Consider the following 22597-nt stretch of genomic DNA (forward strand, 5'->3'; position numbering starts at 1 on the left):
CTCGGCACTGGCGATCGCGACGCAGCGGCCCCCGGCTTGGTCACCCGGGCGTGCCGCATCCGGGATAGACCGCGCCTACCGCAAGAAACCCTCCGGCCCCTGCCGTTCGGCGATCCGTCCGATGAGCCAGACGAAGGGTTCGACCTGGCCGCCGAGCACGCAATGGCCCTGGATGACGCTGTCCAGCAAACCCGCAGCGTCGGAGGCGCACAGGGCGGACACCGCGCGCGCGTCGGACAGACGCAGCGAACAGGTCGGCACATGCGTGGCGGCTGGCGGTGTCCAGGTCACCTCACGCCCGTCGACCCGCATCGTCACCGGTGCTTCATCGTCCGGAAGTCCGATCGTCACCGCCAGGTCCGGAGTCGGGCCCGGCTGCGTCGCCAGTGCCTGTTGGAGATGGTGGCCGAAGTCTGCCGCCCAGGCTTCCACGGCCACTCGTCGCGGGGGCGCGCCGCGCGGTGCTTCACGGCCACGCTGGTTCGCCGCCTTCAGGGTGTCATTGGGGGCTGCCGGCTCCGCCCACGATCCGTCGCCCCCGTTCGCCGGGCCGTCCGGGGCGCGTTGCGCGGTCCTGGCTTCGCGTTCGACCTCGATCAGGGTCTGCAGCGTCCGGTCCACGTCATCGCGGGTGTGCGAGGCCGAGCAGATCAAGCGCAGGCGGCCGCGTCCACGTTCCACGATCGGGTAGGTGACGGCGGTGGCGTGGATGCCGCGTGCGTGCAGGCCGCGTGCGATCGCGTAGAGCAGATCGCTGTCGGAGAAGTGCGGGGTGACGATGGGGCCGTCGCCGGTGCCCAGGTCGTAGCCGGCCTCGGAGAAACGTTTCCGCATGTAGCGGGTGGTGTCCCAGAGCCGCTCGCGCAGCGCGTCGTCCGAGCGCAGTCGGCGCAGGGCGGCGAGCGCGGCGGCGATGTCGGCAGGCGTCGTGGTGGCCTGGAAGACATAGGCCCTGGCCGAGGTCTTGAGCAGGGCGACGTGCTCCTCGCGCGCGGCGATCACGCCGCCGAGGCTGCCGAGCGCCTTGCTGAGCGTGGTCATGATGAAATCGACCTGGTCGGTGACGCCCTGGGCCGCGCAGATGCCGGCGCCGCGTGGGCCGTAGAAGCCGAACGAGTGGGCCTCGTCGACCAGGACGAGCGCGCCGTGCCGCTTCGCCGTACGCACGATCTCGTCGACCGGTGCGGTCCCTTCGCCCATGCTGTAGACGCCTTCGAGCACCACCAGGGTCGTGTGATAGGGCGAGGCTTCGGATTCCAGCACCGACTGCAGGTCGGACGCGTCGTTGTGCCGGAACGTCCGGATCCTGGCGCCGCTGAGGCGGGCGCCGTCGACGATGGAGGCATGGCAGAGCTGGTCCATCACCACCACGTCCCTGTCGCCCACGATGCCCGCGATCACGCCCAGGTTCGCGGTGAATCCGGTCGAGAACAGGCATCCGGCGGGCTTGCCCACCAGCGCCGCGAACTCTCTTTCGAAGTGCAGGTGCAGGTCGGTCATGCCGGATGCGGTCGGGGAGGTGCCCATGCCGGTGCCGAAGCGTTCCAGCGCCGATCGGGCCTCCTGGATCACGCCCGGGTCGCGGTTCAGACCGAGGTACAGATTGGTGCTCCAGATGATGGCCTCGTGCTCCTCGCCGGTATGGACGTCGGCGACCGTGCCCTTGTGGCCGCTGCCGGTGCGGACCAGCTTGCTGTAGGGCTCCCGTCCCGAGCGCGTGAGCAGGTGCTTGAGTGCGCGGATCAGCGTGCCCTTGTCGGTCGCCGACCAGGCCGGCGCCCTCGACGCCAGGAACGGCGGGTGCCCGGACTGCAGCTGGCTCTGGAAGTGGCCCAGCGTGTCGGAGTTGGCGCCGCTCGACCGGCCAACGTGGCTGTCCGTGCCGCCGTGCTCCAGCGCATCGAGCAGATGGTCGGCAACGGCGTTGGGGGTGGGGTGGGCGATCAGCGTCGACGCGGGCAGCTTCCGGCCTAGTGTCGTGGACAGCCGGTGGCCCAGTTCGACCGCGTCCAACGAATCCAGGCCCAGGGTTTCGAACGCCTGTTGCGGCGGTACCTGCCCGGGATCGCGCAGGTGGAGGAAGCGGGCGACCTCGGTCCGGACGGTCGCCAGCAGGGCCTCGTGCCGTTCTTGCCTCGACAGCTGGGCCAGGCCTTCCGGCGGGCTCCCTGCCACGTCGGAGACCGTGATGTCGGCGTGCGCGAGCCGCACGTCGGATGCGCCGTGGTCCAGTTCCAGCGCGGGCCGCGGCAGTCGCTTGCGGTCGAGCTTGCCGTTGGGCAGGCGGGGCAGGTCGGCGAGGCGCATCACGGTCCGGGGCACCATGTACCTGGGCAGCCGTTGCGCGAGGTGGGCGCGGGCGGCCTCGCCTGTGACTGTCTCGTCCCGGCTGGCAACGTAGCCGACGAGCATGCCCTTGCCGCCATCGGTGTCGACGACTGCCGCCGCCGCCACGTCCACGCCCGGCATCGATTCCAGCGCCGATTCGATCTCTTCCAGCTCGATCCGGAAGCCGCGGAGCTTGATCTGCTGGTCGACCCGGCCCAGGAATTCGATCTCACCGTCGTCGGTCCAGCGGCAGCGATCGCCGGTCCGGTACAGCCGCCTGTCGGGAATCGGTCCATCCGGATCCATTTCGATGAAGCGCTCCCGCGTGCGCACCTCGTCGTGGAGATAGCCGCGTGCGAGCTGGTCGCCGGCGAGGTGCAGTTCTCCCGGCACGCCTATCGGAACCGGCTGCATGGCGTCGTCCAGGATGTAGGCGCGGGTGTTCGGTGTCGGCTTGCCGATGGTGATCGTCTTCGTGCCCGCGGCAATCTCGGTGGCGGTGCAATACACCGTATGCTCGGTCGGCCCGTACACGTTGAGCACGCGCGGCGGTTGCGCCAGCGCATGCAGTTGTTCCACCAGCGGGCGTTTGAGCACGTCGCCGCCGAGCACGGCGCAGCGCACCCCTTGCGGCAGCCCGCCGGTCGTCAGCAGTCCCTGCATCGCCGACGGCACCATGATCGTCGTCCGCACGCGCGCCGCCGCCGGCAGCTCCGGCAGCGCCAATGCGTGCTCGGCCAGCACCACCGTGCCGCCAAGCGACAACGTCCCCAGGATCTCCATGACCGAGGTATCGAAACAGATCGAGGCCGCCGCCAGCACACCGGCGAGTTCCTCGTCGTCCAGCAGCTTGCGCATCGAGCGGGTCATCGCGACGACGCTGCGGTGCTCGACGGCGACGCCCTTGGGATGCCCGGTCGATCCCGAGGTGTAGATGACATAGGCGAGGTCCCGCGCCGAGGGCGTGGGCATGGCGTCCGGTACCGGTTCGTCCATCGCATCGAGCCGCAGCAGGCCGGCGGTGCCGGCACAGAGTTCGGCGGGCGTGTCGCCATCCACGACGACGGCCGCCGCGCGGGCGTGTTCCAGCATGTAGCGCACACGCTCGCGCGGGTACTCGGGGTCCAGCGGCACGTAGGCGCAGCCGGCCCGCAGGACCCCCAGCAGGGTCGCCGCCAGCTCCCAGCGGCGGCCCATGCAGACGCCGACCAGGGCCCCCGGTCGCACGCCCCGCGCCGCCAGCGTGGCCGCGATGGCGTTGGCCCGTGCGGTCAGGCGGGCGTAGTCGACCTCGACATGCCCATCGATGATCGCCGTGCGTTGCGGATGCGCCTGCGCCTGTTTCTCGACCAGTCCCCAGACCGTTTCGGTGCGGTCGTATGCCTGCGCGGTGCGGTTCCACTCGATGAGCACGCGGTGCGCCGCGTCTCCGGAGAGGGAGGGAGGGCCTTCGGCAACTGCGATCGTGTCCCGTGTCGCATCCGCCTGCGTGTGAGGTCGTCCGGGCCGATACATCGAGCACTCCTTGCGCAGAAACCGGTTCCGCAGTCTAGTACGAGTGCGACGCGGAAAGGGCCAGGGGGCAAGCCGGCTGCATCGCGCCCGGCCCGGGCCGGGGCGACCCGCTGCGAAGGAGGCGCGCCAACTCTTCGCGCGCAGGCCCGACATCGCGCTTGCCGCTCCGACGGCCTGCCTGGAGCCCTGGACGGAGCCGGCGCCTATCCTGGGCGATGGGGGGGGGCGCCGCCGCGCCTCAGACCTTCCGCACCCGGAACTTGCGCCCCTTGATCTTGCCCGCCTGCAGCCGCGACAGCGCCTGGCCGGCCTTGCCGCGGGCGATGGCGACGTAGCTGCGGGTCGGGAAGATGTCGATCTTGCCGAGGGCGTCGGCGGGCAGGCCGGCATCGCCAGTGAGCGCGCCGACGATGTCGCCGGGGCGCAGTTTGTCGCTGCGGCCGGCGTCGATGCGCAGGGTGGTCATGGCCGCGTGCGGGGCGCTGCCGGCGCGCAGTGCGGCCATCGGCGGTTTCCGCCAGGCGAGCGGTGCGCCCTGCAGGGCCTCCAGCGCCTGCGCGCGGGCGAGCTCGCGCGGGGTGCACAGGCTCAGCGCGTGGCCCTTGCGGCCGGCCCGTCCGGTACGGCCGATGCGGTGCACGTAGACGGCCGGGTCGGTCGGCAGCTCGTAGTTGATCACCGCGCCGATGCTGTCCACGTCCAGCCCGCGCGCGGCGACGTCGCTGGCGACCAGGACCTGGCAGCTGCGATTGGCGAAGCGCACCAGCACCTCTTCGCGGTCGCGCTGTTCCATGTCGCCGTGCAGGGCGGCGGCGGAGAACCCCAGGTGGCTCAGCGAGGACACCACTTCCTCGGTGTCGCGGCGCATGTTGCAGAACACCACCGCCGATTCGGGGTTGTATTCCATCAGCAGGCCGGCCAGCGCCGCCGGCTTGCGTGCCGGCTCGACCTCGAAGAAGCGCTGCTCGATGTCGGCATGCGGCTCGCCGGCCTCGACCGCGACCGTCAGCGGGTCGCGCATCACCCGGTCGGCGACCTCGCGGATGCCGTCGGGCCAGGTCGCGGAGAACAGCAGGGTCTGTCGTTGCTTCGGGGTCTTGGCGACGATCTTTCGGATCGGTTCCTCGAAGCCCATGTCGAGCATGCGGTCGGCCTCGTCGAGCACCAGCACGCGGATGTCCCCCAGCGCCAGGGCACGCTTGTCCAGCAGCTCGAGCACGCGCCCCGGGGTGCCGACCACGACATGCGGGATGTGCGTGAGCGAGGCCAGCTGCGGCGCCAGCGGAACCCCGCCGGTCAGGGTCAGCAGTTTGAGGTTGGCGATGCCGGTGGCGAGCCGGCGGATGTGCTTGCTCACCTGGTCGGCCAGTTCGCGGGTCGGGCACAGCACCAGCGCCTGCAGGCGGATCTGCGACGGGTCGAGGTGGTGCAGCAGGGCCAGTCCGAACGCGGCGGTCTTGCCACTGCCGGTCGGCGCCTGCGCGATCAGGTCGCGGCCTTCGAGCAGGGCCGGCAGGCCCTGGGCCTGGATCGGCGTCATCCGTACGTGGCCGAACGCGTCCAGGCCCTGCAGCAGGGCCGGATTGAGCGGGAGGTCGGAGAACTCGGGCAGGCGATCGGTCATGCGCCATGATACGGACTGGCGGCGGGTGTGCGGGGAATATCCACCGACGCCGGTACGGCCTCGGTCATGACCGGGAGGGTGGGCGCGGCCGCCCGGCCGCCCCTTGTGGGGCGGGGGCGCGGCGACCTGCGACGGCAGGGTGGCTACGGGCCGCCGGTGCCCTTCTCGCGGGCCTCGTTGCTGCCGCCACGGCAGGCGCCGCTCAGGCCGGGGAAGCCGTGCGGCAGACCGTAGTACTTCCAGGCATCGGCCGCGGTCTGGACGATCGACTCGTTCTGTCCCTCGTCCGGGTCGAAGTCGTTGAGTCCGCTGTAGGCGCAGTTGGAGTTGGCGTTGGCCGGCGTACCGGTGGTGCGCGGGTTGTCGCTGCCGGGTGGGCCGGAAACCTCGCCCGCCATCGCTGGCGCGGCGGCCACGGCCACGAGGACGGCAAGCACTGCCAGAGGCGGCAATACGGGACGTGCATGCATGTCGATCTCCTCATCGGGAGCGTCTGAGGACGCGCATCTGACAACGCGGGCGGACCGGCGCATCGGTCACCCGGCAGGCGACGAACGGTAGTGCCGCTTCCATTGGTTCCGGCGAGGGCGCTGTGAGCCCCGGTTCATGCGCTTGTCGGTGCCGCTGGCAGGCGGCGCAGCGGCCTTCTGTCGCCTCGCTCATGCCTTCCCGGCCGCCTTGGATGACCGATATCCGGACGGCGTCGCGTTCAGTGGTGGCGCGAAGTTCCGCGCGCAGCCCTCTGGAGGTCGCGTCATGAACGTATCGAACCGGATCTGTGCCGCCTTGCTGCTGTCGGGCCTGGTCGGCTGGGCGAGCGGAGCGGCGGTGGCCCAGGAGATGGCGCCGTCGGCCGCCGATTGCTTCCTCCCGGCGTTCAAGTCCGGGGATGCCGACGCGGTGACCGCCTGCTATGCCGAGGACGCGGTGCTGTGGATTCCGGGCGGACCGATGGTCAAGGGCCATGCCGAGATCCGCGACGCTTTCGCCGACTTTTTTGCGGACGTCACGATCAAGGACGTCCAGATCAGCATCATGGGCGATGAGGTGATGGGCGACACACGGGCGTCGTGGGGTACCTATACGGTGATCCGGATCGACAAGGCGACCCAGGCCGAGTCGGTCCAGCGTGGGCGCTACGTCGAAGTCTCGAAGATGATCGGCGGACGCTGGCTGTACATCGTCGACCACCCCGCGGACGACCCGCCTCCGGCTCCAGAGTCCGAGCAGGATATGTGAGCCGAGTCCCGGTCACCTGCCGGGGCACGACGCATCCGCGCATCGACGCGCTGCATCCGGGCGGTGGCGCGAGTCGGGCATGGCCAGGAGCAAGCGCACCGGTTTCCGTGCCTGGAAACGCGGTGCGCTCCGCGCCCGTCAGCCCCGCGCCGCCAGCCAGCGGTCCAGCTGGTTGGCGAAGGCCTGGCGGTCGCGCGCGTTGAACGGGGCCGGGCCACCGGTCTGCACGCCGGCGCCGCGCAGTTCGTCCATGAAGTTCCGCATCGACAAGCGTTCGGCGATGTTGTCGGCGGTGTAGCGCTCGCCGCGCGGATTGACCGCGTGGGCGCCGTTGGCGATCACCCGTGCCGCCAGCGGAATGTCCTGGGTGACCACCAGGTCGCCCGCCCGCGCGCGCTCGGCGATCGCATCGTCGGCCACGTCATAGCCGCCCTGGACCTGCAGGGCGCGGATATGGCGGGAGGGCGGTGTGCGCAGCCACTGGTTGGCGATCAGGGTGACCTGTACTCCGGCGCGTTCGGCGGCGCGGAACAGGATCTCCCGGATCGGTCCGGGGCATGCATCGGCATCGACCCAGATCCGTGCGGATCCGGCGTCGTTCACTCCGATTCGTCGCTGGACGCGGGCGTTTCGCCCTTCGCCGCCTCGCGTTGGGCGCGCTTCTTGGCGTCCTTCTCGTCTTTCTTCTTCTGCTTGGCCAGCTCGCGCTGACGCTTCTCGAACGAATAGTTGGGTTTCTTGGCCATGAGCTCTCTGTAGGTGGACGAACGCCCAGTGTACGGGACTGGCGACCGCGGGGCAGGTTCACGCTTCGCAGGACCGCCATGTGGATGCATCATGCTGGCAGCATTGGGACGGTTCGCAGGCGGAGCACGGCAGATGAAGAGGACGACCGAGGTGCTTGCATTGACCGTTGCGGAAGCGTGCATAGGTGCATGTCGGGGCTGTCTGGCCTGGGCGGTGGCGACCATGCTGGCCCTGGGCGTCGCGGAGGCCGCCGAACCGGCGAACTACGTGTTCGCCGGCGGCGACGGTGCCGCCGAGGTGCGCGATCTGCTGCAACGCGACGATGTCGCCGGCGTGCAGGTGGTCTATCCCTGGAAGACGCTGGAGCCGGAGCAGGGGCGCTACGACTTTTCCGCGATCGAGCGCGATCTGGCGGTGGCCGGATCGCTGGACAAACAGCTGTTCGTGCAGGTCCAGGATCGTTTCTTCCGGCCTGAGGCGCGCCTGCTGCCGGACTATCTGCTGCGCGAGCCGTTGTACGGGGGCGGCCTGGTGGCGCAGACGGACACGCCGTGCGAGGGCGCGCCGCAGGTCCAGGGTTGGGCCACCCTGCAGTGGAATCCGCACGTGCGCGAGCGCTTCCAGGCGCTGCTGCGTGCGCTGGGAGAGCGGTTCGATGGCCGCATCCATGGCATCAACCTGCCCGAGACCGCGATCGACGTGGGCGATGGCGCCAAGGCCACCGGCTTTACCTGCGATGGCTATTTCGAGGCGCAGATGGAGAACATGAGCGTGGCCCGGCAGGCCTTCGAGGACTCGCACGTCGTCCAGTACGTCAACTTCTGGCCCTGCGAGTGGGACAACGACCACGACTACATGGGGCGGCTGTTCGAGCGAGCGCATGCGCTCGGTATAGGCCTCGGCGGGCCGGACATCGTGCCGTACCGACGCGCGCAGATGCGCAACGCCTATCCGTTCTTCAACCGCTACCGGGAGCGGCTGGCGCTGGTGGCGATGGCGGTGCAGGAGCCGACCCTGACCTATGTCGACCCGGAGGACGGGGAGCGGTTCTCCAGGGAGGATTTCGTCGGCTTCGCCCGCGACTACCTGGGGGTCGACATCATCTTCTGGAGCCCGGCGGCACCGTGGTTGAAGTCGGACGAGCGCGCGCGGCCCGGCGGTCGGGGGCGATAGCGGCCGGACCCGGATGGCGGTGTGGAGGCGCATGCCGCGCCCGCATTTCGTACTATCCCCACCATGAACGATCTAACGCTGCCGGATCCGGGCGTCGAGCACGTCCGCGACGCCCTCGGGGATGCGGGCGTCTACAAGGCCCTGCTGGAGTCGACCAAGGCGATTCCGTGGAAGATCGACTGGGCCAGCAAGCGCTTCGCCTACATCGGCCCGCAGATCGAGGCGCTGCTGGGCTGGCCGCAGGGCAGTTGGCAGACGGTGGAGGACTGGGCCGCGCGCATGCATCCCGAGGACCGCGACCGCGTGGTCGGCTACTGCGTGTCGCAGTCGCAGGCGGGGGTCGACCACGAGGCCGACTACCGTGCGATGACCCGCGACGGGCACTACGTATGGATCCGCGACGTGGTCCACGTGGTGCGCCGGCCCGACGGCGAGGTCGACAGCCTGGTCGGCTTCATGTTCGACATCAGCGAGCGCAAGAAGGCCGAGGAGGAGCTGCTGCGGCTGCACCGGGAACTGGAGCAGCTGTCGATGACCGATGGCCTGACCGGTATCGCGAATCGCCGCATGTTCGACCTGCGCCTGGAGAACGAGTGGGGCGAGGCCCGCCGCAGCGGCAATCCGCTGTCGCTGGTGATCCTCGATATCGACCGTTTCAAACAGTACAACGATGCCCATGGCCATGTCGCCGGCGACGAGTGCCTCAAGCGCATTGCCGGCGTGCTGCGCGGGCTCGCGCGGCGTCCGCGCGACGTGGTGGCGCGGTTCGGCGGCGAGGAGTTCATCCTGCTGCTGCCGGATGCCGACGAGGACGCGGCGGGCCGGATGGCCGCGGCCTGCGTCGACGCGATCGCCGATCTGCGCATTCCGCATGCCGGCGCCGGCATCGGCGGGTTCGTGACCGCCAGCCTTGGGGTGGGCACCGCCCGTCCCGGCCCCGACGCCGCCGCGCGCGCGTTCGTGGCCGCGGTCGACCAGGTGCTGTACGCCGCCAAGAGCGGCGGCAGGAACCGGGTCGAGGTGCTGGAGTAGGGGTAGCCGGGCGCAGCGACGGTCCCCGTCCGGCCTGGGACCCGATCGCCCGCGGCCCGTGCTAGCTTCGGACCGGGCAAGGTCAAGGAGGGGGTATGGCCCGGGGACTGAAGGCGGTTCGCTGCCGTCGTCATGATGCATTGAGTCGGGTGGGCTGGGAGCGGCTGGAAACCCTGCTGGCCGAGCACTATCGGCGCCAGGGCTACGACGTCGAGCATGTCGGCACCGGCGGCAGTGGGCGGCGCTTCGACGGCGGCATCGACCTGAAGTTGCGTCGCGACGACGCCTATATCCTGGTCCAGGCCAAGCACTGGAACGCCTTTCAGGTCACACACAATCCGGTGCATGAGCTGTTGGGCGTGATGGTCACCGAGAGCGCCACCGGCGCCATCCTGGTCACCAGCGGCGAGTTCACGCCACGGGCCATCGAGGCGGCGTCCCGGCAGGGACACGTGCAGCTTGTCGATGGCGACGCCCTGCGCGAAATGCTCGGACCGATCGAGGACGACCCGGAGGTCGGCAGGTCGCCGATGGTGCCGAGGTCCGGGAGGTCGGCCGCCAGAGGCCGTCGCGACTCGGCCGTGGGCGGTCGGAACGGGAACCGTGCCTGGCTTTGGATCGCGGTGGTGGGCGGCATGGTTTCCGTGCTGCTTGCTGGTGGATGGCTGTACCAACGGGCAGGAACTGGCGGCGCCGCTTCCGGCATCGCGGCCGGCGAGACGGCGCCCGGTGCGGTCCCGCAGGACGCCGCGGTGCTCGTCCAACCGGCACGTGCGGCGGAAGCCGCGCCTGTCGCGCACGGCCCGGCCGGCCTACGTCAGGCTTCGCCGCCGACGGATGTGCAGGATCGCGAATCCCGGCGCCGGGCCGACGAGGCCATGGAGGTCATCGGCGCCGACACCCCGGAGATGTAGTCGCCGGTCCGGACTGCGGCCACCTTGGTCCCGGTGGGGGCGATCTCGGTTCAATCCAGCGACAGCGCCTTGAAGTCGTAATTGGTCCGCAGCTGTTCCTGTATCAGCCATTCGCGCAGTTCGGCATCGCTGAAGCCGCGGTTGGACCGGTTGAAGTAGGCCAGCGCCCGTTCGTAGACCTCCGGGTCGGAGGCGTCGACCTCGAACACCGGCTGCATCCGGTCCATGATCGCCAATCGCTTGGCGAAGGCGATGTCCATGCCCATGCCGACGCGCGTCCACCAGTAGTCGTTCGGCTTTCCGGACCTCAGGAACGGCCCCAGGACCTGGCGGGCGATGCCGACGTTGAGCTCCTCGACGCGCTCCTTGCCCAGATTCTCGACCAGTCCGGGCACGTCGGGGTCGTAGACATAGAGATCGCGGCCGGCATCCCCGACCTGCTTCGATTCCTGCTTGCGCCTGTGGTTGTCGATCAGCACCTGCAGCTCTTCCAGCTGCACCAGTTGCAGGATGCCGCCGAGCTTCTGGAATCGACGGGCCAGGCCGTCGCGGGTTTCGCGGGTGACCCCGGCCCAGTGCTTGATCGGCTGCACGACGATGCACGATGGCTGCTGCGCGAGCTTGAAGTCCAGGCTGTTCAGCACGTACTTCGATTCGCCATACAGGTCGGCGACCAGCCACAACTCGATGCCCTCGTCCCTGAGGATCTGGCAGGCCTGCATGTAGCGTTCGTCGACCTTCTTCTGCAGGTCCAGTTCGGCATAGGCGTCGGGCTGGCTGCCCTTCACCACCAGGCTGGAGAGCGAGCCGGCTCCGGTCGCGCGCCACAGGTCGATCTTCTGTTTGAGAAAGTACCGGTACTCTTTGTCGGACATCAGCAGGCCTTCGGGGTTGGCCGCGCTGACGATGACGCTCAGCTCCATCTTCTTGCTGAAGAGCTGTTCGCCGTTCATTGCCGCTTCGATCATGCTGTCGGTGCCGCTGATCGTCGATCCGGGCAGGTCCGGCCACGCGAAGCGCAGATCGCTCTCGTCGTAGGATTCGAGCAATTGTTCCTTGAAGCGGAAGTACCGCGAAACCCTGGTGTTGGGCATCACCGACACCGTGATCCATCGCTTCTGGGTCCGGGTCAGGTTCCAGCGGCCTTGCGCCGGCCAGAATCCGCCACCGCGTATCGACAGGCGGGAAACCCCTGGTCTGGCTACGATCATCGTGTATCTCCTCGAAGGTTTGGTCGTGGCGCCGGGGTATCGGTAGCCCCGGGTTCGCTCAGGCGATTTCCAGCGCGCTTCCGGGGTCGCCGGGCGCGGGGCCGCGGATGCTGGTGACCGGCGTGCCTACGCAGAACGCGAGCACCTTGAAGGTGCGGGTCAGGTCGATCTCGTCGCTGTCCAGCATCAGGGCGATGGGAAAGCTCCGCTTCAACGGGTAGCCGGACAGGTACATGTTGCGGCTGTCGTCATCGGCATTGTTCAGCTGGAGCAGCGCGTGCAGGAGCGTCGGTGCGCCGGGGTCGATGTCCTCTGTCGGTACCAGGCTCTCGAAGCGGCAGGTGACTCCGCCGGTGAGCATGTAGTCGCAGATCGAGGCGATATGGGCCTTGTAGTGCTTGTAGTCGGCGTAGAGCACCAGTACCCGCTCGGCGGCGCCGAACAGGGTGCGGGCTTCGGTGGCTTCCGGCGGCAGGCGTGGCTGCAACAGGTTCATTGCGAGGCCCTGGGGGCTGACCCTCAGGCCAAGGGCATCGGTCAGCAACAGCTCGCATTGCGCGTTCTTCCAGATCATGAGGTTTTCCCTTGGTGTGGTCCGTGCCGGGTCCGGGGCGGGCGATCGCGCTGCTCCCAGCAGCAGCTCGAGCAGGCTGGGCGCGCTCATGGCGGTCCCGCGGCGGACACGCCGTGTGGCCAGATGCGCGGACGTTCGCGGGCGCCCGTCCACAGCCGGTCGGACGAAGCGGTGCGGTCGCGTGGGTGTCGCAGGTGCGCGCGGGAGTCATGCATGCCGGTACAAACGCGACGGCGACGCGGTTGTGAAGCCCGGCGTCGCGCTCGGGACGTGCCGGAACCTGGCGCGGTCGGGCGCGCGCCCTCATGCGGTTGCGTGGAGGCCGTCGCGATCGTTTATGGAGAAGCAGGTGCCCGTCAGGCGGTGCCGCTAGCGTTCCGGCGGCTCGGCGTTCCACCAGGCCTGGCCGTCTTCGGCCGCCGGGATGTCGCATTCGCGCGTTTCGATGGCGTCGATGCGGCGCCCGCGCCCGCCATCGACCCACGCTTGCAGCAGCTTCTCGACCGATTCGCGGTCGTGCGCGGCGATGCCCAGGTTGCGCTGTGTTCGCCAGTCGCCGGCGTGGCCGTCGTTCTCGTGGCGGTGCGGCGTGCCATAGCTGCAGCGGATGCAGTAGTGGCGGACGCTGTGCGTCCAGTCTTCGAGGTAGGCGACGCCCGGCGCGCTGGCCTGTTGCAGGGCGAGCAGGTCGTCGCGACTGCCGCAGTCGACGAAGCCGACGAAGGTCTGGAATTCCGATCGTTCGATGCGTTGCAGTTCGTTGAAGACCGGCACTTCGCGCTGGCCGTCGTGCCGGTGCCCGGTCACGGCGCCGTCGTGCAGGACGACGTCTCCGAAGCGATGACCGCTTTCAGGAAGCGGTACGTTGAGCAGACGCGCGCGCACCGGGTCGATTCGACGCATGAACACCGTCTCGCCGCCGCTCCAGGGATTCAGCCTGACGACCGCGACACCATAGTCGGCGTCGATGGGACCTTCGCCCTCGGGGACCTGGATGCCGCAGTCCTGCCACAGCCGTCGTGCCCGTGGCCAGTCGGCGAGCGCGGTGGCGGCGATGGCCGCGTTCCACAGTTCCGCGTCGCCGGGCTTGCTGGCCAATGCGATCGCGCGCAGGTTGTGCTGGAGCGACGCCGGCCAGTCGCGCAGGTACTTGTGCGCCAGGCCCAGCATGTAGTGGTAGTACTGGTTCTCGGGCTTGTGCAGCAGCAGTCGGGCGAATAGGCGCGAGGCCTCGGCCAGCTCGCCGCGCGCCATCGCGTCGTAGGCGGCATCGTGGAGGGTGTCCAGATCGTCCTGTACTGGGTGCATGCGTCGGCCGATGGGTGTCGAATGACTGTCTCGCGTTGGCGCATGATCGCATGAGCGGATGCGTTCGCCCCGCAAGGCCGGCCCGCGACCCGCCGATGGCGCGAAAAAGGGCGCCCCGGTCTTCCGGGGCGCCCGACTCCACGGTGTTGCCTGTAACCCTTTCGCGCCGTTTACGGGCTGGTGCGCAGGGTCAGACCGTAGACGCTGAGGATCGAGTTGATCGGCGTGAAGTAGCTGGTGTTGCCTCCGTTCTGACAGGTTCCGGAGCCGCCCGACAGCACGCCCTGGGCCTGGCCCGCGGCGGCCATGAACGGCCCGCCGGAGTCGCCTCGATCGGAGCAGGCGGAGGTCCGGGTCAGGCCGGTCACGGTGCCGTCATGTGTGCCGGTATTGGGGTCGGTGTAGGAAACGGTGATGTTCTTGCTGATGATGTAGCCGCAATGCAGGCCGCCGGTGGTGCGGCCGGATCGGCAGACCATCGCGCCGACGGCGGCTTCGTTGCTGCCGTGGACGGGAAGGTCCTGGTTGCTGTAGCCGTAGACCGAGGGCGACAGGGCGTGGCCGGCGTCGACCCGGACCCAGGCGCGGTCGGGGCCGGTCTGGTAGGGGCCGGGCATGGCGGAGCCGGCGAACGATCCCAGCCTGACTCCCGAAGCCTCGTCATAGACGACAACACCCACATTGCCGCAATGCCCGGCGGTGGCAAAACCGGGGGTGCCGCCCCGGGTCACCGCGAAGCCGACCGTGCATGCGTACGGGCCGGCCCGATAGCCGCGACCGCCCTGGATGGTGGCGTGGCGCTGCGGCGGGTCCTTGATCGTTTCGAAGCGCACGCTGTCGGCCTCCAGGCCGCTGCGGGCGATGAAGTCGATGGCCGCGTCCTGCGCGTCCGGAGCGATGCCGACCACGACGCTGTTGCTCGGCAGGTCGACCGCCCAGCTGTACACGCCTCGCGGCGCGCCACTGCGGGCGAGTTGGGCGTCGAGCTGGTCCTTGACCGCGTTCAGCGAGGCCAGGCTGTAGCGGGCTTGACGGGTTTCGACGCCGGCCGCGGTTCCGGCCTTGCCCATCGAGGTGGATGCTGTCACCACGCCGAACGAGCCGTCGGCCTTGCGCTCCAGCCAGACACCGGCGAAGTCGCGACCCAGCTGCCGGGACGCAGTGCGTTGCTGATGCGCCGCAAGCCGCTCGGCCTTCACGTACTGCGCCAGTTGCGCGCCGGACAACCCGAGGTCGCGCTGTATGGCCATCTTCATGGCGGGGGAATAGTCGTCGGCGGCGAATGCCGACACGGACAAGGCCATCGCCAGACTGGCGGAAATGGCAGAAACAATGAACTTGCGCATTCCGAAACTCCTTGTGTCAAAGAATGGAAGTTGAAGCAATGGCGGTGGGCCGTGCCGGGTCTCCAGTCTCATGCTGGCTGTCGGGGGATGCGCGGCGAACCGCAGGGCCAGCGTAAGGATTTCGGATTGGATAGCCAGTCTCCGAGCGAGACTTTATCCACATTTTTGAATTCATCTTTGTTTATTGGAAAGGTGTCATAGATACCGTAGGTGCCAAATATTGTTTGAATGAAAATTCCCGAGTGAAATCATTCAGGGCGCTTGATTGAATGGGTTGGTAATAAAATGCAGTAAAAAATGCGTGATTCTCTTCCAATGTGATGTGGACGGAATCCAACCGCTACTGCATACGCACGCAGCGCATGTGCGTAATACGCTATAGAGGTTGATGGGACGCCATGCCCTGTTACGGAGAAGAAAGTGATCATTGCCAGTACTGGAAACGCCGACATCGTTGCGATCGGCGATGATGTTCATCGCTTTGGTCCGGAGCCGGCTTGCGGGTCGCTGCCCGCTGCGCTTCTCAAGCGCTGGCGATCGATCCGGCCCTCATGCGCCGCGCGGTGCGGTCCGATGGCGGGCAGTAGAGGCGGAGCGGAACCGGACGCGCCAATGCACAAGAAAGCGCCCCGGGGATACCGGGGCGCTCGCTGATCTGCAGGTGGCTTGTGAACCTGTCGCGCGGTTATGGGCTGGTGCGCAGGGTCAGGCCGTAGCTGCTGAGGATCGAGTTGATCGGCGTGAAGTAGCTGTTGCCGCCGCCGTTGCGGCCCTGGCGGCCCTTGCAGCTGCCGCTGCCGCCGGACAGCACACCCTGGGCCTGGCCGGCGCCGGTGATGTACGAACCGCCGGAATCGCCGCCCTCGGCGCAGGCCGAGGTCCGGGTCAGGCCGGTGACGGTGCCGTCCGGATTGCCCGCATTGTCGACATAGGACACGGTTTGGTTCTTGCTGAGGATGGCGCCACAACGCCAGCCGGTGGTGCGGCCGGAGCGGCACAGCGCCGCGCCGACGGGCGCTTCGGTGCTGCCGTGGACGGTGACATCGCCCTTGCCGTAGCCGTACACGTTGGGCTGCAGGGTATGGGTGTTGTCGACCTGGACCCAGCCGCGGTCCGGACCGGTCTGGTTGCCGTCGGGCATCGTCGAGGCCGCGAACGACCCCAGGCTGACGCCGAGGCTCCACTGCGACAGCTCCTGGTAGACGATCTCGCCGGTGTCGCCGCAGTGGCCGGCGGTGGCGAAGCCCTTGGTCGAACCCTTGGTCACCGGGAAGCCGATCGAGCAGGCGTACAGGTAGCCGTCGCCGGGGTTGCGCAGGATGCCGCGACCGCCCTCGATGTCGATGCGGCGCTGCGGCGCCTCGCGCATCGTCTCGAAGCGCACGGTGTTGGCGTCGAGGCCGCTGCGGGCGATGAAGTCGATCGCCGCGTCCTCGGCGCCCGGTGCGATGCCGACGACCACGCTGTTGCTCGGCAGGTCGACCGCCCAGCTGTACACGCCGCGCGGCGCGCCGGCGCGGCCGTGCTGGCCGTCGAGCTGGGCCTTGGCGGTGTTCAGCGAGGCCAGGCTGTGGCGGGCCTGGCGGGTCTCGACGCCGGCCACGCTCCTGGCGTTCGCCATCGAGGTGGTGCCGACCACGACGCCGAACGAGCCGTCGGCCTTGCGCTCCAGCCAGGTGCCGGCAAAGTTGCGGCCCAACTGCCTGGCAACGACCTTCTCCTGCTGCGAGGCCAGGCGCTCGGCCCGGATGTACTGCGCCAGCTGCGGGCCGGACAGCCCCAGGTCGCGCTGCATGGCCGCCTTCAACGCGGGGGAAAGGTCGTCGGCGGCAACGGCCGCTCCCGACACGGCCATGGCAACGGTGACTGCCAGAACCGACATACTGAACTTGCGCATTCGAACACTCCTGGAAATAGGAAGAGACATGGACATCGGTGACAGCGGGTCGAGTCATGGCCGTTCCGCTTGGGGAACGGTGGGGTGCCAGGTGAACCGCATTGGCTGGAACGCCGCCGGGGCGCTTCCCCCTACCTGGAAAGCGCGACTTTTTTCACGGTTCTGAAACGCGGAAGTGCTTGCGCTCTCAATCGGCGGCAATCCGCTTGCGTATGGTCCGGACGTTGCCGCGCGCTTCCGCTGAGGGCGGCAGTGGCGGTGCTCTTGGCGATCAGGACGAGCCGCGGGCGCGCGCCGCCACCGGGTCAAGCACTCGGGTGCGCGACCGGTAACGGCAGGAAGGGCGTGTGGGCGGCAGAAGCAGCGCCCGATCGGCGGGTGCGGGAGCGGGCGCCATCTTCGCCGTGGCCGGGTTCGGATCCTCGCCCCTGACAACATATTAAGGCACCCGGGGCTTGCGGCAAGGCCCGATCGGTGATGCACAGTCGCCGCCCCTGGCCGATGGCCGTTGATGAGGGTGGGCGGATGCAGATGATCGACGCGATCGTGGTCGGCGCCGGACCGACCGGTTTGATGTTGGCCTGTGAGTTGCGCCTGCATGGGGTGCAGGTGCTGGTGCTGGAGCGCGAACCGGTACCCAGTTCTGTCGTCCGCGCACTGGGCATACATGCGCGCAGCATCGAGGTGATGGACCAGCGCGGCCTGCTGGAGCGGTTCCTCGCCCACGGCACCCGGCATCCGCTGGCGGGGTTCTTCGCCGGCATCGCCAAACCCGCGCCGCCCTCGCTGGACACCTCGCACCCCTATGTCCTGGGGATCCACCAGCCGATCATCGAGCGCCTGTTGGCCGAGCGCGCGGTCGAACTGGGCGCGTCGATTCGCCGCGGCTGCGAGCTGGTGGGCCTGGAGCAGGACGAGGACGGGGTGAGCGTCGAACTGGCCGATGGCGGCCGGCTGCGCGCGCGCTATCTCGCCGGTTGCGATGGCGGTCGCAGCACGGTGCGCAAACTGTCGGGGGTGGGCTTTCCCGGCGAGCCGAGCCGGGTCGATACGCTATTGGGCGAGATACGGCTGGAGGGCTCGCGCGATGCCCTGCTTGCGGCCATGTCGGAGGTCCGCAAGTCGCACAAGCGGTTCGGGATCATGCCGCTGGCCGGCGATCTGTACCGGGTCATCGTGCCGGCCGCGCAGGTCGCCAGCGACCGCGCCACGCCGCCGGACCTGGAGACCTTCCGGCAACAGCTGCGGGCGGTGGCCGGCCACGATTTCGGCGCGCATTCGCCGCGTTGGCTGTCGCGCTTCGGCGATGCGACGCGGCAGGCCGAGCGCTACCGGGTCGGGCGCGTATTGTTGGCCGGCGATGCCGCGCACGTGCATCCGCCGGTGGGCGGGCAGGGCTTGAACCTCGGCGTCCAGGACGCCTTCAACCTCGGCTGGAAACTGGCTGCCGCGATCGCCGGCTGGGCGCCGGCAGGCTTGCTGGACAGCTATCACCAGGAGCGGCACCCGGTCGCCGCCGAAGTGCTGGACAACACCCGCGCGCAGATGCTGTTGATCTCGGACGAGCCCGGACCGCAATCGGTGCGCAGACTGCTGGCGGAGCTGATGGACATCGAGCCGGCCAACCGCCTGCTGATCGAGAAGATCATCGCCACCGCGATCCGCTACGACTTCGGCGACGGGCACCCGCTGCTGGGCCGGCGGCTGCACGATATCGCGCTGTCGCAAGGGCGGCTGTATGCGCGCATGCACCGCGGGCGCGGACTGCTGTTGGACCGGACCGGCCGGTTGTCGGTGGCGGGCTGGTCGGACCGGGTCGACCGGCTCGTCGATCGCGACGCCCCACTGGATGCGCCGGCACTGCTGTTGCGGCCCGACGGTCACGTCGCCTGGGTCGGCGAGGACACGCAGGGTCTGCGGACGCAGCTGCGGCGCTGGTTCGGCGAGCCGCGCGCATCCCTGCGCGCGCCGATGGGCTGAGGGCGGCCTATTGGCGCTTGCGGCGGGCGACGACGATGGCGGTGACGATCAGGGCGACGACGAGCGCGGCGCCGCCGAGCAGGACCAGCAGGACCAGGGCATGCCAGACGCTCATTGCGTCGCTTCGGTGCCGCCGCCGATGCCGGCCGGGGCGGGGGACTCATCGGCCGCTGGCGGCGTGTCGAATCCGATGCCGGGTCGCCAGCCGCTGGCCGCGAAGATCGCCTTCGGGTCCTCCATGCGCAGGATCTCGCGCAGGGCCCGGCGCTTGTCGTCGGCCTGTCGGTAGTAGGCCTTCACGATGCGGTAGCCGACCCAGTAACCGAGGTCGCCCGGACTGTCGGTGCTGCTGTTGTCGAGCCAGGCGCTGAGGTCGGTACTGTCGATGTCGGCCAGGAACGCGGTCTCGATCTCGTGTTCGCGGCCGCGGGTCAGCGCGTCGAAGTGCGCGTAGGCGGTGTGGCCGGAGGTCAGCTCGGCAACGAACTCGGCGCCCCCCTCCATCAGCGAACGCTCGAGCACGGTGGGCCGCTCCAGGTTCGCCATCGACGGGCTCAGCTGCACATGGGCGTATTCATGCGCGATCACGTGGACGAAGCGGTCCTCGGGGTCGGGGTTCATCCATTCCACCGCGCACAATGCTTCCAGGCCGATCTGCAGGCCCGTGTCGGGGTAACCGATGCCGACCGGCTTGCCGCGTCCGACCACGATCGTGACCGGTGGCAGATTGGCCTCGGGATAGAGCGTGGCCAGCGTGTCCAGGGCGCGATCCAGCCGCTGCTTGGCCTGCGGCAGCACCCGCATGCAGGTGCGCGCCTGCTCGTACAACTCGGGCCGCTTGCTCAGGGTCGCGGCGATCGCCTCGCCGGTGACGCGGCGCAGGCGGGCGAAGTGATGCAGGCCTTCGGAGCCGGGGTCGAGGTAGTCGCGCTGCAGCCGTTCGGCGTCGAGCGTGCCGCCGGCGGCATCGTAGAGGCGGTAGAAGCGTTCCACGTCGTCGATCACCACCGCTGGCGCGGTCGCTCCGTCGGCGGCGGACGGCGGCTGCGCATGGGCGCGCATCGGCGCCAGCAGGGCGTTGATCGCGATCAGGGCGAACGATGCGCAGACGAGCGTTCGGCGACGCGTGCGGGCGAGGGGGGCGGGCACGGCGGTGAGGGTGGGGGTGGCGGGCATCGCGTTCTCCTGTCCTGGGAAGGGCTGCGCATGCAGCCGGTGGGCGCGGCCGATGATAACGGCAGCCGTCCGCCTGCCGGTCGGCGAGGGGCCGGGCGCCTCCCCGCGCCCGGCCCCCGCCGTCCTCCCCTGGTCAAACACGTTGTCGAACACGTTGCCGGACACGCTGTCGTCACGATATCCAACCGCGGCGACGGGCCCGGGGTCGGCTTCAGGCGGCGTAGCCGACCGGCGTCAGCAGGTCGACGCCGCACTCCAGCTGCGCCAGCCAGTCCAGGAACCGCTCCATCGCCTCGCCGCGCATCGGCAGGCCGTGCTGGGGAACGATCATCGCCGGCGCCACCGAGCGCACCATCTGCACCCACAGGCGGGCGGCCCGATTGGAGGCCATGTAGCGGCGGTGGAAGCCTTCCATCCGTGCCTTGTGCGCCTGGAAGTCGGCGACGAAGGCGTAGGGCGTCTCGCTGGCGATCATCGACGAACCGATGTCGCCGGAGAACAGGATGCGGCTGGTCGGATCGTAGAAACTGAAGTTGCCGACCGAATGCAGGAAATGCGCCGGCAGCGCCTGCACCCAGGTGTCGCCCATCGCGATGCGGCCGCCCTCGTCGGGCAGCAGCATGTAGCGTTCGCTGCCCTTGTTGGGCATGTAGCCGGGCACCAGGTGGGGAACGAAGCGGCCCCAGAGCTTGGAACAGACCACGGTGGTGCGCGAGTACAGCAGCCACTTGTCGACCGAGCCGATGATGTCCGGGTCCTGGTGCGAACACAGCAGCCAGGTCAGCTCCGACGGTTTGATGTAGCTGCCCAGGGCGAGGATCAGCGGGTTGTAGAGCAGCTGTCCGCCCGGATCGAGCAGGGCCGAGTAGCTGCCATGCTGGATCAGGAACTGGTTGGCCTGGATGCCGTCGTCGCCACGGACGAGATCGTTGAAGGCGATGCAGCGATGGTTGTCCTGCTCGAACAGAATCGTCGCCATGATGTTCCCCTGTCCGTGGCATGTTCGGGGCACGACTGTAGGCGGTCGCGACGAAACCGGTTTGCGCTGGATCAAATCCGGACGCCGGGATCCGGGGTACACCGTTGGCATGGCCGGGCCGGCCTTGACCCGGTCGTTCGCCGCGGCGCGGTAGAACGTACGCAAGCGGCGGCCGGGATCGCCGACACAGGAGCTTTCGCGGATGTGGGACACCTTGATCACCCCCCATGAGCTGGGCCGGCTGCAGACGCTGGCATCGATCCTGATCCGCCATGGCTTCGGCGACATGGTGCGACGGCTGGGACTGGCGCGGGCGCTGGCGCGGCTGGGTCGGGCATTGCCCGGAAACCACGCCGAGGCGCCGGTTGAGCTGGCGCCGCAGGTCCGGGTGCGACTGGCGCTGGAGGAAATGGGCCCGTGCTTCGTCAAACTGGGGCAGGTGCTGGCCACCCGCGTCGACCTGTTTCCGCCGGAATGGATCGCCGAGTTCAGCCGTCTGCAGAGTGCGGCCCCGGCGGTGCCGTTCGAGGCCATCCACGCCGAGATGAGCGAGGCGCTGGGGATGGCGCCGGAATCGGCCTTCGCCTGGCTGGATCCGCAGCCGCTCGCCGCCGCGTCGATCGCGCAGGTGCACCGGGCGCGCCTGCGCGACGGACGCGAGGTGGTGGCGAAGGTGCGGCGTCCCGGAATCCGCGCGCTGATCGAAGCCGACCTCGGGCTCCTGCAGCATGCCGCGACCCGGATCGAACGCAAGTTTCCGGAGCTGCGCCGGTTCCACCCCGTCGGCGTGGTGCGGCAGTTCCGCGCCTCGCTGATGCGGGAGATGGACCTGGCCGCCGAGTGCCGGCATGCCGAGCGCGTCGCCGGCAGTTTTGCCGACGATGTCCGCGTCGTGGTGCCCACGGTGTACTGGGACTTCACCAGCGAACGCATGAACGTGCAGGACTTCGTCGACGGCATGCCGGTCTCCGACCTTGCGGCGCTGGATGCGGCCGGGGTGGACCGGTGCGCGATCGCTCGGACCGGCGCCCAGGTGGTGTTGAAGATGATGCTGGAGGACGGCTTCTTCCATGCCGACCCGCATCCGGGCAATGTGTTCGTGCTGGAGGACGCGCGCATCGCGGTGATCGACTTCGGCATGGTCGGGCGGTTGTCGCCGACGCGCCGGGCCGAGGTGGTGAGCCTGTTGTTCGGACTGGTCGAGCGCGATTCCCAGCGGGTCACCGACGTGTTGCTGGAGTGGACGCGGCAGTCGGACGTCGATGAGGCGCAACTGGTCATCGACGTCGACGCGTTCGTCGATACCTATCACGGCGTGCCGCTGGGCCAGCTCGACCTGGCCGGGATGTTGCTGGAAGTCACCGTGCTGCTGCGTGCCCACCGCCTCGCGCTGCCGGCCGATCTGGCCCTGCTGATCAAGGTCTGCCTGACCCTGGAGGGACTGGGGCGCAGCCTCGATCCGGACTTCGACATGGCGCGCCAGGCGCAGCCGTTCCTGCGCCGGGCGATGGCCGCGCAACTGGGGCCGACCGCGATCGCGCGGCGCGGCGCGCA

Annotated in this window: 18 protein-coding genes; 6 read left to right on the forward strand and 12 right to left on the reverse strand. The window is 69.0% G+C overall.

Going from position 1 to position 22597, the window contains the following annotated elements; translation table 11 throughout:
* Window positions 1-75: 75 nt before the first annotated feature.
* From FKV24_RS06225 to FKV24_RS06235, 3 genes are all read right to left on the reverse strand, one after another.
* Window positions 76-3996: an amino acid adenylation domain-containing protein gene (locus tag FKV24_RS06225; RefSeq protein ID WP_211371801.1), complete on the reverse strand. Its 3921-nt coding sequence runs from the start codon at window positions 3994-3996 to the stop codon at window positions 76-78.
* Between the two features lie 85 nt (window positions 3997-4081).
* The gene (gene dbpA, locus FKV24_RS06230; protein WP_141481777.1) at window positions 4082-5455 is read right to left on the reverse strand and encodes an ATP-dependent RNA helicase DbpA; all 1374 of its coding nucleotides are present in this window, start codon (window positions 5453-5455) and stop codon (window positions 4082-4084) included.
* A 155-nt stretch (window positions 5456-5610) separates the two neighbouring features.
* Entirely contained in the window at window positions 5611-5937 is a 327-nt protein-coding gene (locus FKV24_RS06235; protein ID WP_141481762.1) for a hypothetical protein, read from the reverse strand.
* 148 nt (window positions 5938-6085) lie between these two features.
* Here FKV24_RS06235 and FKV24_RS06240 point away from each other — a divergent pair, with 148 nt between their 5' ends.
* Window positions 6086-6706: a YybH family protein gene (locus FKV24_RS06240; RefSeq protein WP_249040940.1), complete on the forward strand. Its 621-nt coding sequence runs from the start codon at window positions 6086-6088 to the stop codon at window positions 6704-6706.
* Between the two features lie 138 nt (window positions 6707-6844).
* Here FKV24_RS06240 and FKV24_RS06245 read toward each other — a convergent pair whose 3' ends face one another.
* On the reverse strand, window positions 6845-7309 hold the full coding sequence (locus tag FKV24_RS06245; protein ID WP_141481764.1) for a YaiI/YqxD family protein: 465 nt from the start codon (window positions 7307-7309) through the stop codon (window positions 6845-6847).
* Window positions 7306-7452 carry a hypothetical protein gene (locus FKV24_RS19205; RefSeq protein WP_170288229.1) on the reverse strand — a complete coding sequence of 49 codons (147 nt, stop codon included), beginning with the start codon at window positions 7450-7452 and terminating at the stop codon, window positions 7306-7308. Before FKV24_RS19205 ends, FKV24_RS06245 begins: the two co-directional genes overlap by 4 nt.
* Before the next feature lie 133 nt (window positions 7453-7585).
* On the opposite strand from FKV24_RS19205, the gene FKV24_RS06250 reads away from it, so the two are divergent.
* From FKV24_RS06250 to FKV24_RS06260, 3 genes are all read left to right on the forward strand, one after another.
* The gene (locus tag FKV24_RS06250; RefSeq protein WP_211371802.1) at window positions 7586-8626 is read left to right on the forward strand and encodes a hypothetical protein; all 1041 of its coding nucleotides are present in this window, start codon (window positions 7586-7588) and stop codon (window positions 8624-8626) included.
* Window positions 8627-8689: 63 nt separating this feature from the next.
* On the forward strand, window positions 8690-9658 hold the full coding sequence (locus tag FKV24_RS06255) for a GGDEF domain-containing protein (protein ID WP_141481765.1): 969 nt from the start codon (window positions 8690-8692) through the stop codon (window positions 9656-9658).
* A gap of 95 nt (window positions 9659-9753) precedes the next feature.
* Entirely contained in the window at window positions 9754-10572 is an 819-nt protein-coding gene (locus FKV24_RS06260; protein WP_141481766.1) for a restriction endonuclease, read from the forward strand.
* Between the two features lie 50 nt (window positions 10573-10622).
* Here FKV24_RS06260 and FKV24_RS06265 read toward each other — a convergent pair whose 3' ends face one another.
* The 5 genes from FKV24_RS06265 to FKV24_RS06285 all read right to left on the reverse strand — a co-directional run bounded on the left by FKV24_RS06265 (window position 10623) and on the right by FKV24_RS06285 (window position 16908).
* Window positions 10623-11783: a hypothetical protein gene (locus tag FKV24_RS06265; protein ID WP_141481767.1), complete on the reverse strand. Its 1161-nt coding sequence runs from the start codon at window positions 11781-11783 to the stop codon at window positions 10623-10625.
* A gap of 58 nt (window positions 11784-11841) precedes the next feature.
* Window positions 11842-12357: a hypothetical protein gene (locus FKV24_RS06270; RefSeq protein WP_141481768.1), complete on the reverse strand. Its 516-nt coding sequence runs from the start codon at window positions 12355-12357 to the stop codon at window positions 11842-11844.
* Window positions 12358-12726: 369 nt separating this feature from the next.
* Complete coding sequence (locus FKV24_RS06275) at window positions 12727-13665, reverse strand: hypothetical protein (protein WP_141481769.1); 939 nt, start codon at window positions 13663-13665, stop codon at window positions 12727-12729.
* 170 nt (window positions 13666-13835) lie between these two features.
* The gene (locus FKV24_RS06280; RefSeq protein WP_170288230.1) at window positions 13836-15011 is read right to left on the reverse strand and encodes an alpha-lytic protease prodomain-containing protein; all 1176 of its coding nucleotides are present in this window, start codon (window positions 15009-15011) and stop codon (window positions 13836-13838) included.
* A gap of 685 nt (window positions 15012-15696) precedes the next feature.
* Complete coding sequence (locus tag FKV24_RS06285) at window positions 15697-16908, reverse strand: alpha-lytic protease prodomain-containing protein (protein ID WP_170288231.1); 1212 nt, start codon at window positions 16906-16908, stop codon at window positions 15697-15699.
* A 525-nt stretch (window positions 16909-17433) separates the two neighbouring features.
* Here FKV24_RS06285 and rox point away from each other — a divergent pair.
* Window positions 17434-18888, forward strand: a complete 1455-nt coding sequence (gene rox, locus FKV24_RS06290; RefSeq protein WP_211371803.1) for a rifampin monooxygenase — start codon at window positions 17434-17436, stop codon at window positions 18886-18888.
* Window positions 18889-18999: 111 nt separating this feature from the next.
* Here the strand turns inward: rox and FKV24_RS06295 are convergent, their stop codons facing one another.
* Both FKV24_RS06295 and FKV24_RS06300 read right to left on the reverse strand, forming a co-directional pair.
* Window positions 19000-20064: a gliding motility protein GldB-related protein gene (locus FKV24_RS06295; RefSeq protein ID WP_141481772.1), complete on the reverse strand. Its 1065-nt coding sequence runs from the start codon at window positions 20062-20064 to the stop codon at window positions 19000-19002.
* A gap of 211 nt (window positions 20065-20275) precedes the next feature.
* Window positions 20276-21043 (reverse strand): oxygen-binding di-iron domain-containing protein, encoded by a 768-nt coding sequence (locus FKV24_RS06300; protein ID WP_141481773.1) that lies wholly within the window; start codon window positions 21041-21043, stop codon window positions 20276-20278.
* Window positions 21044-21245: 202 nt separating this feature from the next.
* On the opposite strand from FKV24_RS06300, the gene FKV24_RS06305 reads away from it, so the two are divergent.
* Window positions 21246-22597: ABC1 kinase family protein (locus FKV24_RS06305; protein WP_141481774.1), on the forward strand; the 1352-nt coding region annotated here is incomplete at its 3' end.

The sequence above is a fragment of the Marilutibacter maris genome (assembly GCF_006546735.2).
Lineage (GTDB): Bacteria > Pseudomonadota > Gammaproteobacteria > Xanthomonadales > Xanthomonadaceae > Marilutibacter > Marilutibacter maris.

What these genes read in the sequence shown, in the direction of transcription:
- FKV24_RS06225 (WP_211371801.1), bottom strand. Translation starts at nt 3,996, where the DNA reads ATGTCGGGCCTGCGCGCGAAGAGTTGGCGCGCCTCCTTCGCAGCGGGT.
- FKV24_RS06235 (WP_141481762.1), bottom strand. Translation starts at nt 5,937, where the DNA reads ATGCATGCACGTCCCGTATTGCCGCCTCTGGCAGTGCTTGCCGTCCTC.
- FKV24_RS19205 (WP_170288229.1), bottom strand. Translation starts at nt 7,452, where the DNA reads ATGGCCAAGAAACCCAACTATTCGTTCGAGAAGCGTCAGCGCGAGCTG.
- FKV24_RS06250 (WP_211371802.1), top strand. Translation starts at nt 7,586, where the DNA reads ATGAAGAGGACGACCGAGGTGCTTGCATTGACCGTTGCGGAAGCGTGC.
- FKV24_RS06255 (WP_141481765.1), top strand. Translation starts at nt 8,690, where the DNA reads ATGAACGATCTAACGCTGCCGGATCCGGGCGTCGAGCACGTCCGCGAC.
- FKV24_RS06260 (WP_141481766.1), top strand. Translation starts at nt 9,754, where the DNA reads ATGGCCCGGGGACTGAAGGCGGTTCGCTGCCGTCGTCATGATGCATTG.
- FKV24_RS06265 (WP_141481767.1), bottom strand. Translation starts at nt 11,783, where the DNA reads ATGATCGTAGCCAGACCAGGGGTTTCCCGCCTGTCGATACGCGGTGGC.
- FKV24_RS06270 (WP_141481768.1), bottom strand. Translation starts at nt 12,357, where the DNA reads ATGATCTGGAAGAACGCGCAATGCGAGCTGTTGCTGACCGATGCCCTT.
- FKV24_RS06275 (WP_141481769.1), bottom strand. Translation starts at nt 13,665, where the DNA reads ATGCACCCAGTACAGGACGATCTGGACACCCTCCACGATGCCGCCTAC.
- FKV24_RS06280 (WP_170288230.1), bottom strand. Translation starts at nt 15,011, where the DNA reads ATGCGCAAGTTCATTGTTTCTGCCATTTCCGCCAGTCTGGCGATGGCC.
- FKV24_RS06285 (WP_170288231.1), bottom strand. Translation starts at nt 16,908, where the DNA reads ATGCGCAAGTTCAGTATGTCGGTTCTGGCAGTCACCGTTGCCATGGCC.
- rox (WP_211371803.1), top strand. Translation starts at nt 17,434, where the DNA reads ATGCAGATGATCGACGCGATCGTGGTCGGCGCCGGACCGACCGGTTTG.
- FKV24_RS06295 (WP_141481772.1), bottom strand. Translation starts at nt 20,064, where the DNA reads ATGCCCGCCACCCCCACCCTCACCGCCGTGCCCGCCCCCCTCGCCCGC.
- FKV24_RS06300 (WP_141481773.1), bottom strand. Translation starts at nt 21,043, where the DNA reads ATGGCGACGATTCTGTTCGAGCAGGACAACCATCGCTGCATCGCCTTC.